The organism is Roseicyclus marinus (assembly GCF_030163795.1).
Taxonomy (GTDB): domain Bacteria; phylum Pseudomonadota; class Alphaproteobacteria; order Rhodobacterales; family Rhodobacteraceae; genus Roseicyclus; species Roseicyclus marinus.
This window is the reverse complement of record NZ_JASJOF010000004.1, coordinates 299,525-313,929: the sequence shown is the minus strand read 5'-3', so window position 1 is coordinate 313,929 and position 14,405 is coordinate 299,525. Positions and strand designations below refer to the sequence as shown.

Genomic DNA, 14,405 nt, shown 5'->3' with positions numbered 1-14,405 from the left:
ACGCGATGAAACAGGCCACAGCCGAACGCGCCGGACAATCGGGAACGGCCCTTTTCGTGCGCCGCCCGATCCTTGCCTTCGTGCTGAGCGCGCTGATTGTGATCGCGGGCCTCGCCAGCCTTCTGGGCGTCGAAGTGCGCGAATTGCCCGACGTCGACCGCCCCGTCATCTCCGTCACCACCGATTTCCCGGGGGCCGCCCCCGAAACCGTCGATCAGGAAATCACCAGCCGGATCGAAGGCGCCGTGGGCCGCGTGGCGGGCGTGCGCTCCATCTCGTCCAACTCCCGTTTCGGGCGCAGCCGGGTGACGCTGGAATTCAGCGAAGGCGCCGATATCGACGTGGCCGCCACCGATGTGCGCGACGCGGTCGCCCGGATCGCCAACGCGCTGCCCGACGGCGCCGAAACGCCCCGCATCGTCAAGGCCGATGCCGACGCGCAGCCCGTCCTGCGCATCGCCGTGACCTCGGCTACCCGCAGCGCGCAGGACCTGACCCGGCTGGTGGACGAGGAAATTTCCGACCGCCTCATCTCCGTCGAGGGCGTGGCCGATCTCCAGATCTATGGCGACCGCTCGCCGATCTTCCGCGTCGACATCGACATGATGGAACTGGCCAGCCGCGGCCTGACGCTCGCCGACCTGCGCGCCGCCTTGTCCGATGTCGCCTATGACGCGCCCGCGGGCGACCTGTCGGGCGCGCGCCAATCGATCAGCGTGCGCACCACCGCCGCCGTCGTCACGCCCGCCGCCTTCGAGGCGCTGGTGATCCGCGATGACGTGCGCATCGGCGACGTGGCCCGCGTGACGCTCGGGCCCGCCCCGAACGAGACCATCCTGCGCGCCAATGGCGAAACCGGCCTTGGCATCGGCATCTTGCGGCAAGCGACCAGCAACACGCTCTCCATCTCCGAAGGGGTCCGGGGCGCGGTCGAAACCCTGCGCGGGTCGCTCCCGCCCGATGTGAACATCTTCATCACCTCCGACGATGCCGTCTTCATCCGTGGCTCCATCGAAGAGGTGGTGAAAACTCTCCTCCTCGCGGTGGCCATCGTGGTTGTCGTGATCTTCCTTTTCCTGCGCGACCTGCGGGCGACGATGATCCCTGCGCTCACCATGCCCGTGGCGCTGATCGGAACGCTCGCCGCGATCTATCTCGTGGGCTTTTCGGTCAATATCCTGACGCTTCTGGCGCTGGTTCTGGCGACCGGCATGGTGGTGGATGACGCCATCGTGGTGCTGGAAAACATCGTGCGCCGCCGCTCCGAAGGGATGGGGCCGCGCGCCGCCGCCGTTCTGGGCACCCAACAGGTCTTCTTCGCGGTCGTCACCACCACCGCCACGCTGGCCGCCGTCTTCGTGCCGCTCTCCTTCCTGCCGGGGCAGGCCGGGGGCCTCTTCCGCGAATTCGGCTTCACGCTGGCCATTGCCGTGGCGCTCTCCTCGGTCGTGGCTCTGTCGCTCTGCCCGGTTCTCGCCAGCAAGATGCTGCGCCGCGAAGAGACGGGCACGGGCGGCGGCTTTTTCGGTTGGCTCGGTGACCGCTTGGCCGCGCTCTACGCCTCCAGCCTTCGCGTCGCGCTCGACAATGCGTGGATCGTCGTTCTGGTGGCGGGCCTTTTCGCCGCCACCGCCGCCATGGTTGCGCAAGGCATTCGGCAGGAACTCACCCCGCCCGAGGATCGCGCCGTGGCGCTTCTGTCGGTCTCCGCGCCGCAGGGCGTGTCGCTCGACTACATGGCCGCCAAGATGCGCGAGATCGAGGGCCTTATGCAGCCGCTTCGCGATAGCGGCGAGGTGACGAACCTCTTTTCCATCGCGGGCACCGGGTCCAATTCGCGTGGCTTCATGGTCATGACGCTCGCCCCGTGGGACGAGCGCGCGCGCAGCCAACAGGACATCGTGGGCCAGATCAATGGCGCGCTGCGCGGTGTCGTGGGGGTGCGCGCCTTCGCCATCCAGCCCAATTCGCTGGGCATCCGCGGGGCAGGGCGCGGCCTGACCTTCGCCATCACCGGCAATGATTACGCCCAGCTTGCACAGGCGGGCGAGGCGCTCGTGGCGCGGATGCAGGAAAACCCTGCCTTCGGGCAGGTCCGGCTGGAATACGAAACCACCCAGCCGCAGCTCTTCATCGAGATCGACCGCGCCCGTGCTTCCGATCTCGGGGTCGAGATCACGGGACTGGGCGAGGCGCTCCGCGCCGTCCTCGACGGGCGCAGCGTCGGCAGCGTCTTCGTCAATGACACAAGCTACGACATCCAGATGCTGTCCACCGCCACGCGGGTCGACGATCCGGGCGATCTGGAAAACGTCTTCGTGCAGGCAGGCGATGGCCAGATGATCCCCATGTCCTCCTTCGTCCGGCTCGAGGAACGCGCCGTCGCCCCCGAACTGGAACGCGAGGGGCAGAACCGCTCGGTCGAAGTCTCGGCAGGGCTGACCGACGCGCTCCCGCTCGGGGCGGCGCTGGCCGAAGTGGAGCGGCTGGCCGACGAGGTGCTGGAACCCCAAAACCAGATCGTGCCGCTGGCCGAGGCCGCGACGCTTGATGAAACCTCCGCCGGGCTCTTCCTGACCTTCGGTTTCGCGATCCTGATCGTCTTTCTCGTCCTCTCCGCCCAGTTCGAAAGCTTTATCTCCGCCGTTGTGGTCATGGCGACCGTGCCCTTGGGCATCGCCTGCGCGATCTTCGCGCTGCTCCTGACGGGGCAAAGCCTCAATATCTACAGCCAGATCGGTCTCGTCATGCTCATCGGGATCATGGCCAAGAACGGCATCCTGATCGTCGAATTCGCCAACCAGCTGCGCGACGGCGGGGCAGGGGTGCGCGACGCCATCCTCGATGCCTCCACCATTCGGCTGCGCCCCGTGATGATGACGATGATCTCCACCGTTCTGGGCGGTGTGCCGCTGATCCTGTCCTTCGGAGCCGGGGCCGAGGCGCGCGAGGCGCTGGGCTGGGTGATCGTGGGCGGCTTGGGGCTTGCCACGGTCTCCACGCTTTACCTGACGCCCGTTGCCTACCTGCTCTTGGCGCGGTTCAGTCAGCCCAAGGCCGAAGAGGAACAGCGCCTGATGCGCGAGCTTGACAGCGCCACCCGCAACCCCGGCGCGGCGGAATAAGGCGCGCTCCTCAGGTCGTAGCGCCCGGGATCAGGCGAAAGCCCACATCCTGAACGCGCGCCACATCCTCGCCTGCGAACCGCGCGAGCAGCGCCTTGGCCGCAAGCGCCCCGATCTCGTCCCGGCGCGACGCGACACTGGTCAGCGGCAGGGGCAGCGCCTGACCGATCGCCAGCCCATTGAACCCCGCCAATGCGATATCGCCCGGCACGTTCAGCCCGGCATCCAGCGCGTGAAACATCGCGCCGACCGCCATGTCGTCATTGGAAAAACAGACGGCCAGCCCGCCCGGCTCCACCTCCTGCAACAGCCGCGCCACGGCCTCGCGGCCCAGCGGAACCGACGACGGGCCGGGCAGGATCACGGTCGCGGCCAGCTTTATCTCCGCCTCCGACAACCCCTGCACCAACCCGTCCAGCCGCGTCGTCGCGCGCGGATCGGTCGAGATGTCATGCCCCACATAGGCGATCTTGCGATAGCCGCGCCCGATCAGGTAATGCGCCATCGCCCGCCCCGCTGCCCGCTGCGACAGGCCGACCGCCATGTCGATCGGCGCGGGGTCGATATCCATGATCTCGACCACCGGCACACCTGCCCCCGCCAGCATCCGCCGCGTCGCCACCGTGCTGGCCGCAGGCGCGATGACCAATCCCGCCGGCCGCCACGACAACAGGTCCGCCACCAGCCGTTCCTCGTGGTCCGGGTCGTAATTCGAAACGCCGAGGATAGGGTGATGCCCCGCCTGTTCCAGATGCGTCTCGAGCCCGTTCAGCACATCGGCAAAGACGCTGTTCGAGAGCGAGGGCAGAACCACGGCCACCTGCCGCGACCGCCCGCCCGCCAGCGTGCCCGCCAGCCGGTTCGGAACATAGTTCAGCGCGCGCGCCGCCGCCTCGACCTTTTCCAGCGTCCGGCGCGCGACATGCGTTCCCCCGCGCAGCGCCCGGCTGGCGGTGATCTCGCTCACCCCCGCGGTGCGGGCGACCTCGGCGAGGGTGGGGCGGCTGTCGCCACCTTGGGGGGAATCTGTACTCATGTCCCGTCCGAAAATGACAGGGCTGTCAGACCCCATCGCCGTAATCTCGTGGTAATATCTATCCGCAGATCGTAATAATTCATCAATAATAGTAAACATCAAAATCCGTTTTGACAGCGCTGTCATGTTTTGTCAGAAACGTCACGGGGGAGGGTCGCAGCATGAGAATCGTCGTCACCGGTGCCGCCGGTTTCATCGGCCGAATGGTCGTGGAGGCCTTGGACAAGGCCGAAACCGTGGTGCTGAACGGGGTAGAGCGGCGCGTCTCTGCCATCGTGGCCGTCGACATCGCGGCCGAGCCCCTCGCACAGCTGGCCCATGGGCGCAAACGCGTCCATCCCGTCGCCGGTGGCCTGCTCGATGCCGCCGTTCTGACCCGCATCGCGTCCGATGCGCCCGACCTGATCATCCATCTCGCCGCCGTCGTCTCCGGTCAGGCTGAGGCCGATTGGGACCTCGGAATTTCCGTGAATCTTCAAGGAACACTGGCGCTTATCGAGGCTTGCCGCCGCATGGCGCGTCCGCCGGTCTTTGTCTTTTCCTCCTCGGTCGCGGTGTTTTCCTGCGCCGACAACGACACGATCACCGAGGACACGTTGCCCGCGCCGCGCTCCTCCTATGGCACGCAAAAGCTGATGGGCGAGCTGTTGGTGCGCGACGCGACGCGGCGCGGCATCATCCTCGGCCGGTCCCTGCGCTTTCCGACCATCTCGATCCGCCCCGGCGCGCCGAACCGCGCGGCGTCCAGTTTCGCCAGCGGTATCTTGCGCGAGCCCTTGGCGGGTCAGCCCGCGATCCTGCCCGTGGGACGCGAATTGCGTCTACATCTTGCGTCACCCGACAAGGCGCTCGACTACACCTTGCGGGCCTGCGCGCTGGAACAGGGACAGATCGGGGGCGATACCACCCTGACCTTGCCCGGCATCACCGTGACCGTGGGCGAGATGATCGACACGCTCGCCACCATCGCGGGCCCCGAGGTCGCGGCCCGGATCACGCCCGAACCCGACCCCGCCATCGCGGCCATCGTCGCGTCATGGCCCGGCGAGATCCTGTGCCCCCGCGCCCGCGCGCTGGGATTTGAACCCAACACCGGAATTGCGGCGCTGATCGACGAGCATCGCCGCCGCATGGAGACCGTGGCCTGAGGAGGGCCGCGGCGTCGTTAAAGTCAGGGAGAGAGACAGATGAAACACTACATCCTCGGCGCGGTTTCCGCGCTTGCCCTCGTGGGCGCGGCTCAGGCGCAGGAAAACCTTGTGATCGGCCACGCGCTTTCGCCCACCTCGCACTATGGTGTTGGCGCACAAGCCTTTTTGGACATGCTGGCCGAACTGTCGGGCGGTACCTTCACCGGTGAGCAGGCCCCCGCAGGCCAGCTGGGCGGCGAGCGTGACATGATCGAGGGGCTCCAGATCGGCTCGCTCGATCTCGTCATCACCTCGACCGGCCCCTTGGGCAATTTCGTCCCCGAGGTTCTGGCGCTCGACCTGCCGTTCCTGTTCCGCGATTACGACCACGCCCGCCGCGTTCTGGATGGCGAGATCGGTCAGGAATTGCTGGATGCAGTCGGCGAAAACAACCTCGTTGGCCTTGCCTGGACCGAGAATGGCTTCCGCCACGTGACCAATTCGCAGCGTCCGATCACCTCGCCCGCTGATCTGGACGGGCTGAAGCTGCGCACGATGGAAAACGCCGTCCACATGGCCGCCTTCGAAGGCATGGGGGCCGCGCCGACGCCGATGGCCTTCCCCGAGGTGTTCGGCGCGCTGCAGCAAGGCGTTGTCGACGGGCAGGAAAACCCGATCACGGTCATCACCGCCTCGCGCTTCTGGGAAGTGCAGGGCTATGTCACGCTGACCGGCCATGTCTATTCGCCCGCCATCGTTCTGGCCTCGCCCGTTCTGTTCGACGGCCTCACCGAAGAGCAGCAGGGCTGGTTCCGGGAAGCGGCCGCCGCCTCCGCCGCCGCGACCCGCGCCGAGGTGGACCGGCTGGAGCGTGACGGTGTCGAGCTGATGCGCGCCAACGGCATGGAGGTCATCACCGACATTGACCGCGCGCCCTTCCAGGCGCTGGCCGCCGAAGCGGCATGGCCGGTCTACACGGACCGTTTCGGCAGCGAAGTGATCGAGCGCATCGTCGCGTTCGAATGAGGCCAAGGGCCTGAAATAAAAGGGGCCGGTCGATATCTCGTCGTCCGGCCCGTCCACCCCCGAGCGGCAAGAAAGGTGGCGGCATGAAAAACGCCCTGTCCCTGTTCCTGAGGTTCGAGACGATCACGACGCGGATCGCGCTTTGGGCCGCCATCGGGTTTTTGGTGCTGGCGACGGCGCTTGCGGTATACCAGGTGACCACGCGCTTTGCCTTTGGCCAGCCCTCGACATGGTCGGAGGTCATCACGCGCTCGGCCATGATCTGGTCGGTATTTCTTGGCGTTGGCCCGGCCTTTCGCGAGGGCACGATGATCGCGCTTGAATTCATCCAGACAGCGTTGCCGCGCAGGCTGGGCCATGCGCTTTACCAAGTGTCCATGGTTCTGACGCTGATCTTCTTCGGGATCTTGTTCTGGCAGGGTCTGGCGATGACCGAGCGTGTGGCGGGACAGACGTTGGCGGCGCTGCAGATTTCCATCGCTTGGGTCTATGCCGCGTTGCCGGTGGGGTCGGTCTTCATCGCGCTGTCGGTTCTGGGCTGCATGATCCGCGCTGCGCAAGGTGACTGGCCCAAGCGCGACGGTGATGACATCCTGCGGGCGGAGGGCGCATCATGAACGCCGCTCTCGCGCTCTCGCTTGGCATCTTCTTTCTGTTGGGTGTTCCCATCGCCGTGGCCATCGGCCTTGCCTCGGTCATAGGGATCGAGGCGCAGGGGCGGTTGCCGCTGTTGCTGGTGGCGCAGCGGATGTTCACGGGGCTGGACAGTTTCCCGCTCATGGCGATCCCGCTCTTCATCCTTGCGGGCAATCTGATGTCGGTCGGCGGCATCTCGCAGCGGCTGGTCGATTTGGCCAAGGCCATCGTGGGGGGCGTGCAGGGTGGTCTGGCGGCAACCTGCGTTCTGACCTGCATGATGTTCGCCTCCGTCTCAGGGTCTTCGGTGGCCACCACATTTGCCATCGGGGCGATCCTGATCCCTGCCATGGTGAAACATGGCTATCCCAAGCCGATGGCGGCGTCCGTGCAGGCGTCATCGGCGGAATTGGGCGTGCTGATCCCACCCTCTATCCCGCTGATCCTCTATGGTGTGTCGACCGACACCTCGATCGGGCAATTGTTCCTTGCGGGGATCGGCCCCGGTTTCCTTGTTGCAGGCGTGCTGATGGCGTTGGTCCTGATCTTGTGCCGGCTGCGCGGGATCGGGGCGCAGGACGGCGCGGATCGCCCGCGGTTTGGCCCTGCCGCATTGGCTGCACTTCCCGCCATGCTGGTGCCCATCGCCATTCTTGGAGGCATCTATACCGGTGTCTTCACGCCCACCGAGGCCAGCGCTGCCGCGGTCGTCGTGGCGCTGTTGGTGGGCATGGTCTTTTACCGTGAGCTCAAGCTTCGCGATCTCCCCGATGTTCTCAAGAAAACGGTCCTCGCCACCTCTGCGATCATGCTGATCATCTCGGCGGCGGCGCTGTTTTCCTTTCTTGTCACGCGCTCGGGCCTGCCCAACGATATCGCCGCGCTGATGCGCGAGGTGATCGAGACGCGGTTCATGTTCCTGTTGGTCGTCAACCTGTTGCTTCTCGTCGTGGGCATGTTCATCGAAACCTCGGCCGCGATCCTTGTCCTTGCGCCGATCCTTGCGCCCATCGCCATGGCCTATGGTGTGGACCCGGTGCATTTCGGGTTGATCATGGTGCTGAACCTTGCGCTGGGGATGATCACCCCGCCCTTGGGCGTGAATCTGTTCGCGGCCTGTTCGGTCGCCAATATCCCGGTCGAACGCATCATTCCGCAGCTTTTGTGGTTCGTGCTGACCGTCTTTGCCGCATTGATGATCGTCACCTATGTTCCGGCGGTGTCTCTATGGCCAATGCAACTCATCATGGGGCTTTGAACATGATCCTTCACTTTGCCGGTCTTGGTTCCATGGGGTTGGGCATGGCGTTGTCGTGCCTGCGCGCAGGGCTGGAGGTGCATGGCGCCGACACCAACCCGGATCGCCTTGCGGCGCTGGTTGCGGGCGGGGGACAAGCCTTGCAGCCCGACAGCCCCAAGGCCGATGCGCTCGTCTGTGTCGTGCTCAACGCCGAGCAGACACGGAACGTTCTGTTCGGGGCGGCGGCGCTGGCCGACCGCCTGAGGCCGGGTGGCGTGATCCTGAGCTGCGCTACCGTCGCGCCCGCCTTCGCCCGCGAAATGGAGGCCGAGGCCGAGGCGCGCGGGCTTTGCTACCTTGATGCGCCGATCTCGGGCGGGTCGATCAAGGCTGCTTCGGGCCAATTGTCGATCATGGCGGCGGGCAAGCCCGAAGCCTTCGCCGCCGCGCGGCCCGTGCTTGATGCGATGGCCACGACGGTCTTCGAACTGGGCGATACGGCAGGCCCCGGATCCGCGATGAAAGCCGTGAACCAGATGTTGGCTGGCGTCCATATCGCCGCCATGGCCGAGGCGATGACATTCGGCATGACCCAAGGTGTTGCGCCCGACCGGTTTCTCGAGGTGATCCGCCAATGCGCGGGCACAAGCTGGATGCTGGAAAACCGCGCGCCCCATATCGTGGCGGGCGATTACTCGCCGCACAGCTCGGTCAACATATGGCCCAAGGATCTGGGCATCGTTCTGGACATCGCGCGCGAGGCCCGGTTTCCCGCCCCCATCACGGCGGCGGCGCTTCAGCAATACCTTGCCGCCGCGGGCATGGGGCTGGGGCAGGAGGATGACGCGGCCGTGGCCAAGGTTTATGCCCGCAACGCGGGCCTGACCCTGCCGGGAGAGGCATGATGCGGCTGGGCTGCATCGGGGATGATTTCACCGGCTCGAGCGATCTGGCCAATACGCTGGCCAAGGGCGGTATGCGGGTCGTGCAATATACCGGCATCCCAGATGGCCCCGCCGAACCTTGGGTCGAGGCGGGCGTGGTCGCGCTCAAGACCCGCTCGATCCCGGCCCGTGACGCCGTGCGCCAGTCTCTGGCGGCCCTTGACTGGCTGCGCGCGCAGGGTTGCGAGCAGATCCTGTTCAAGTATTGCTCGACCTTCGACAGCACGCCCGAGGGCAATATCGGCCCCGTCGCCGATGCGCTGGCCGAGGCGCTGTCGGCGCAACGGGTGATCGTTTGCCCCGCCTTTCCGGGCACCGGGCGCTCGATCTACCAAGGGCATCTTTTCGTGGCGGACAGGCTGCTCAACGAATGCGGGATGCAGAACCATCCGCTGACCCCGATGACGGATCCCGACATCCGCCGCTGGCTCGCGCCCCAGACGCGGCACAGTGTCGGCCATGTGGCAGCTGGCGATGTCTTTGCGGGGCCCGAGCGGATCGCCGCGGCGCTGGAGGCACAAGACGCCGCAGGCCATCGGCTGATCGTGGTCGACGCGTTGCGCGATGCCGATCTGGTGGCCATCGGGGCAGCCGCCAAGGGTCTGCCGCTGATCACGGGCGGGTCGGGCATCGCCATCGGCCTGCCTGCCAATTTCGGCTGCACCCCCGCGCCCGTGCCATGGCAGGGTCAGAAGGGGCGGGGGGCCGTATTGTCCGGGTCCTGTTCCACGGCGACACGCGCGCAGGTCGCCCACCACGCCGCGCGCCACCCCGCCTGCGAAATCCCCGCCGAAGAGGTGATCGAAGGACGTCTGAGCGCCGCCGAGATCGCCGATTGGATCCTGGCTCAGGAGGGTCTGCCGCTGGCCTACAGCTCCGCCGACCCGGCCGAGGTCGCCCGCGTGCAGGAGCGCCATGGCCGCGCCCGCGCCGCCGAAACGCTGGAGGCCGCCTTTGCCGAGATCGCCCGCCGCCTTGTCGCAGGCGGCATCACCCGCCTGATCACGGCGGGCGGCGAAACCTCGGGCGCAGTGGTGGAGGGATTGCAGCTTGGCACGCTCGACATCGGGCCCGAGATCGATCCCGGTGTACCCGCATTGCGCGCAGGCCCTGATCTGGTGGTGGCGCTGAAATCGGGGAATTTCGGGGCGGTTGATTTCTTTGAAAAGGCCGATGCACGCCTACAGGGGCGGCCATGAGCGAGACCGCACTCCGCGAGCAGATCTGCGACTTGGCGAAGTCGCTCTTCGATCGCGGTCTGACCCATGGCAGCACCGGCAACATTTCCGCCCGGACCGAGGATGGCGGCCTTCTGGTATCGCCCACGGGCACCAGTTTCGGCAGGCTCGATCCCGCGCGGCTCAGCCGCTTTGACGCGCTGGGCCGCCTGATCGGGGGCGATCCGCCAACCAAGGAAATGCCGCTTCACAGTGCCTTTTACGACACGCGCAGCACGGCGGGGGCCGTCGTGCATTTGCACGGCACCCATTCGGTTGCGCTCTCGATGCTGTCCGAAACCGACCCCGACAATGTCCTGCCTCCGCTCACGCCCTATGCGATCATGCAGCTTGGGAAGGTGAAGCTTTTGCCCTTTTTCGTGCCGGGCGATCCGGCGATGGGGGATGCCGTGCGCGGTCTGGCGGGCAAGCGCAGCGCGGTGCTTTTGGCCAATCACGGCCCGGTGGTGGCGGCGCGGGACGTGGTTGCCGCCTGCAACGCGATCGAGGAGCTTGAGGCGACGGCGAAACTGGCGCTGCTCTTGCGCGGCACCTCGCCCCGGATGCTGACTGCGGCCCAAGTGCGCGCGGTCGTCACGCGCTTCGACGTGGAGTGGGATGAATGACCCTGTTTTCCGCAAATCTCGGCTTTCTCTGGACCGAACTGGCGTTGCCCGATGCGATCCGGGCGGCCAAGGCCGCGGGCTTTGACGCGGTGGAGTTTCATTGGCCATACGACGTCGATCCCGCCAACGTCAGGGCGGCGCTGCTCGAGACCGGCTTGCCCGTGTTGGGCCTGAACACAAGGCGCGGCGATGTGCCAGCCGGGGAGAACGGTCTTGCCGCACTTCCCGGGCGCGAGAAAGAGGCGCGTTCCGCCATCGACGAGGCCCTGGCCTATGCAAGGGCCGTCGGCGCGGGTGCCGTCCATGTCATGGCGGGCCGGACCGAGGGGGAGGCGGCGCGCCAGACCTTCCTGGACAACCTGCGCTATGCCTGTGCAGAGGCCGGCCACGACCGGATCATCTTGATCGAGCCGTTGAACCCTTGGGATGCGCCGGGCTATTTCCTGAACCGGACCGAGCAGGCAGCAGAGATCATCACAGAAATCGCTGCGCCGAACCTGCGCTTGATGTTCGATTGCTATCATGTCGGTCGGACCGAAGGCGACGTGGTCGCCCGCCTGCGCGCGCTCTGGCCGCTGATCGGCCATATCCAGTTCGCCTCCGTTCCCGACCGCGGGGCACCGGACCATGGCAGCCTAGACTACGCCCCGATTTTCGCCGAGATCGTGGCCCTCGGCTGGGCGCGGCCCCTCGGGGCCGAATACAAGGTCGCGGGCGCGACCGAAGATAGCCTCGCTTGGCTCCACGCGCTGCGCGGCCGCTGACAGGGCTCAGCAAAGCGAACACCCGCCGCGCCCATCGGACAAGCCTTGCTGGTCTTCAACAAAATGCGGTGAGATTGGCTCCGGCGGTAGGGATCGAACCTACGACCAATTGATTAACAGTCAACTGCTCTACCGCTGAGCTACGCCGGAACTGAGGGCGCATATAGCAAGTCGGATTCCCAGCGTCCAGAGGGGGGAGGGGAAAAATCGTCCGCGATTTCATCTTGGCGCGAAATGCGCCCCCGGGCCGGGATCGTCCAGCGCTGTGATCTGGTTTCTATGCGCAAGATCAAGAAGATGCGCCAAGACATTACGCTCCGCGGCGGGCAGCAGGGCCGGGGCGAGGTCGGTGTAGAGACGGGCGGCCAATCCGCTGGCGGTTGCGGCGCCAGTCTCGGACAACGCGGCGAGGATCTGTGCCTCGCGGCCCTCCCGGTGGGCGATCAGTTCGGCGATGCGCTCTCGCGGTGTCGCCACTGGATCGCCATGGCCCGGGTAATAGACCCGGTCTTCGCGCCCGGCGAGGCGTCGGCACGATGCCATGAAGGCCCCCATGTCGCCATCGGGTGGTGAGACCAGCGACGTTGACCAGCCCATGACGTGATCCCCGGTGAACAGCGCCCCGTTCCACGAAAAGCTCAGGTGATTGGCCATGTGCCCGGGCGTTTCCAGCACGCCGATCTCGCCCCAGCCGCCTGCGAGGCTATCGCCCTCGGCAAGGCGTTCGTCGGGTGCGAAATCGAGGTCCACCCCTTCGCCACCGCCGATGCGGCCGTTGGCCGCCAGTTCGGCCATAACCGCGCTACGCCCCCAATCGGAGGGCCCCGCCGCAAGAACAGGCGCGCCCGTGATCTGCGAAAGGGGGCGTGCAAGCGGGGAATGGTCACGATGCGAATGCGTGACAAGGATCGCGCCGATCCGCGCGCCCGGCGGCACGGCTGCGAGAATGGCCTGCATGTGGCCCGGGTGGTCGGGGCCGGGGTCGATCACAGCGACCTCCGCCTCGCCCAGAAGATAGGTGTTGGTGCCGCGATAGGTCATCGGGGAAGGGTTCGGCGCGGTCAGCCGCCGCACGCCGGGTTCCAGAACGATCACGCCGCTTTCGCTTTCCATCGTCCCGTCCGCCTGATTATCTGGCCCCATGGATTTCGGCTGGCTCAAAAGGGTTCTGCCGCGGGGCCTTTATGGCCGGGCCGCGCTTATCCTGCTTGTGCCGGTCGTCACCTTGCAGATTGTCGTTTCGGGGCAGATCCTGCAACGCTATTTCCGGGACGTTGCGGCGCAGATGACCACGTCGCTGGTGCTCGATCTCGACCTTGTGCGAGCCCGGATCGCCGATGGGGACCCGGCCGAGGACTTGGCGGCGGCGCTGGAAATCGGCATCGCACCGCCGCCACCGGGCGTTCCGGTCGACCGGCGCCTGTTCTACGACCTGACCGGGGCCGAGGCGACGCGGGTCCTGCGCCGCGATCTGCCGGGATTGATCGCCGTCGATCTGGTGACCGACGAACGCTTTCCCGCCGTGATCGTGCAGGCGGGCGAAGAGGTTGTCGCGCTGTCGGTGTCCCGGCGTCGGCTGTCGGCGTCCAATCCGCATCAATTGCTGGTGCTGATGGTGTTCTTCGGCCTCTTCATGACCTGGGTGGCCTATATTTTTCTGCGCAACCAGCTCAAGCCGATCCGGCGGCTCGCTCAGGCGTCGGAGGCTTTCGGCAAGGGGCAGCTTGTCGAATACCGCCCCTCCGGCGCGACCGAAGTTCGCAGCGCGGGGCGGGCCTTTCTCGATATGCGCGAGCGGATCGAGGCGATGATCGACCAGCGCACCCTGATGCTGTCGGGTGTCAGCCATGACCTTCGGACGCCGCTGACGCGGATGAAGCTGGGCCTGTCCATGCTCGACCCCGACCCCGAGATCGCGGCGCTCAAGCGCGACGTGGAGGAGATGGAGGCGCTTCTGGAAACCTTCCTCGATTTCGCGAGGGCCGAGGCGCTGGACGATCCGACCGCGACGGATCCCGTGGCGCTTGGCCGTCAGATCGCCGAGGATGCCGGGCGTCTGGGCGGGCAGGTGGATCTGGTCGCCCCCGCGCAATCCGGTCTCGTGATGCTGCGCCCGCAGGCGGTCAAGCGATGCCTGTCCAACCTGGTGTCCAATGCGCTGCGCTATGGCGGGCGGGCGCGGCTGACCGTCGTCCTGATCGACCGCGCGATCCGCTTCACCGTCGAGGATGACGGCCCGGGCATTCCGCCCGAACGCCGCGCCGAGGCGCTCAAACCTTTCGCGAGGCTCGATGCGGCGCGCAACCAGGACAAGGGGTCGGGCGTTGGTCTTGGCCTTGCCATCGCGCGTGACATCGCGCAGCGCCACGGTGGCACCCTGTCCTTGGGGGAAAGCGCCGACATGGGCGGCTTGCGGGTGGACCTTGTGCTTCCGCGCTGACCGTGCGTGGCCCGAGCCGCGAGGGTCGGGCACGCCGGAGCGGACGAACGGCAAGTCCCCCAAAAGATCTGCCCTGGCCAAGTTGGCGTTTTGATTGCTGCGCACCGCTCCTTTAGCGTTTTTCCAAGTATCGGGATTTTATGAATTCTTTCTTGAGCAGCAGAGTGGAACCTGTCAGCGTCAGGCATCTGTAGCGATTCGGCATTGAGTATTTGCCTTCT

General features: G+C 66.4%; 12 protein-coding genes and 1 tRNA gene. 10 read left to right on the top strand and 3 right to left on the bottom strand.

Annotated elements, in window-relative coordinates:
- The first annotated feature begins 5 nt into the window (after positions 1 to 5).
- Entirely contained in the window at positions 6 to 3,125 is a 3,120-nt protein-coding gene (locus QQK63_RS08755; protein ID WP_277823650.1) for an efflux RND transporter permease subunit, read from the top strand.
- Positions 3,126 to 3,135: 10 nt separating this feature from the next.
- Here the strand turns inward: QQK63_RS08755 and QQK63_RS08750 are convergent, their stop codons facing one another.
- On the bottom strand, positions 3,136 to 4,161 hold the full coding sequence (locus QQK63_RS08750; protein WP_277823648.1) for a LacI family DNA-binding transcriptional regulator: 1,026 nt from the start codon (positions 4,159 to 4,161) through the stop codon (positions 3,136 to 3,138).
- 161 nt (positions 4,162 to 4,322) lie between these two features.
- Here QQK63_RS08750 and denD point away from each other — a divergent pair, with 161 nt between their 5' ends.
- The 8 genes from denD (at position 4,323) to QQK63_RS08710 (ending at position 11,744) form a co-directional block, all read left to right on the top strand.
- Complete coding sequence (gene denD / locus QQK63_RS08745; protein WP_277823646.1) at positions 4,323 to 5,309, top strand: D-erythronate dehydrogenase; 987 nt, start codon at positions 4,323 to 4,325, stop codon at positions 5,307 to 5,309.
- Positions 5,310 to 5,348: 39 nt separating this feature from the next.
- Positions 5,349 to 6,317, top strand: coding sequence for a TRAP transporter substrate-binding protein (locus tag QQK63_RS08740; protein WP_277823644.1), 969 nt, complete (start codon positions 5,349 to 5,351; stop codon positions 6,315 to 6,317).
- Positions 6,318 to 6,400: 83 nt separating this feature from the next.
- Entirely contained in the window at positions 6,401 to 6,934 is a 534-nt protein-coding gene (locus QQK63_RS08735; protein WP_277823642.1) for a TRAP transporter small permease, read from the top strand.
- Entirely contained in the window at positions 6,931 to 8,211 is a 1,281-nt protein-coding gene (locus tag QQK63_RS08730; protein WP_277823640.1) for a TRAP transporter large permease, read from the top strand. Before QQK63_RS08735 ends, QQK63_RS08730 begins: the two co-directional genes overlap by 4 nt.
- A gap of 2 nt (positions 8,212 to 8,213) precedes the next feature.
- Positions 8,214 to 9,098 (top strand): L-threonate dehydrogenase, encoded by an 885-nt coding sequence (gene ltnD / locus QQK63_RS08725; RefSeq protein ID WP_277823638.1) that lies wholly within the window; start codon positions 8,214 to 8,216, stop codon positions 9,096 to 9,098.
- Positions 9,098 to 10,336, top strand: a complete 1,239-nt coding sequence (gene otnK, locus QQK63_RS08720) for a 3-oxo-tetronate kinase (protein WP_277823708.1) — start codon at positions 9,098 to 9,100, stop codon at positions 10,334 to 10,336. Before ltnD ends, otnK begins: the two co-directional genes overlap by 1 nt.
- On the top strand, positions 10,333 to 10,980 hold the full coding sequence (gene otnC, locus QQK63_RS08715; RefSeq protein ID WP_277823636.1) for a 3-oxo-tetronate 4-phosphate decarboxylase: 648 nt from the start codon (positions 10,333 to 10,335) through the stop codon (positions 10,978 to 10,980). The genes otnK and otnC overlap by 4 nt, the downstream gene beginning before the upstream one ends.
- Positions 10,977 to 11,744 (top strand): hydroxypyruvate isomerase family protein, encoded by a 768-nt coding sequence (locus QQK63_RS08710; protein ID WP_277823634.1) that lies wholly within the window; start codon positions 10,977 to 10,979, stop codon positions 11,742 to 11,744. The genes otnC and QQK63_RS08710 overlap by 4 nt, the downstream gene beginning before the upstream one ends.
- A 75-nt stretch (positions 11,745 to 11,819) precedes the next feature.
- On the opposite strand, the gene QQK63_RS08705 is transcribed toward QQK63_RS08710, so the two are convergent.
- Both QQK63_RS08705 and QQK63_RS08700 read right to left on the bottom strand, forming a co-directional pair.
- Positions 11,820 to 11,894: transfer RNA gene (locus QQK63_RS08705), tRNA-Asn, on the bottom strand.
- 69 nt (positions 11,895 to 11,963) lie between these two features.
- Positions 11,964 to 12,857 carry an MBL fold metallo-hydrolase gene (locus tag QQK63_RS08700; RefSeq protein ID WP_277823632.1) on the bottom strand — a complete coding sequence of 298 codons (894 nt, stop codon included), beginning with the start codon at positions 12,855 to 12,857 and terminating at the stop codon, positions 11,964 to 11,966.
- 28 nt (positions 12,858 to 12,885) lie between these two features.
- Between QQK63_RS08700 and QQK63_RS08695 the strand changes: the two genes are divergently transcribed.
- Positions 12,886 to 14,184, top strand: a complete 1,299-nt coding sequence (locus tag QQK63_RS08695) for an ATP-binding protein (RefSeq protein ID WP_277823630.1) — start codon at positions 12,886 to 12,888, stop codon at positions 14,182 to 14,184.
- Positions 14,185 to 14,405 lie beyond the last annotated feature (221 nt).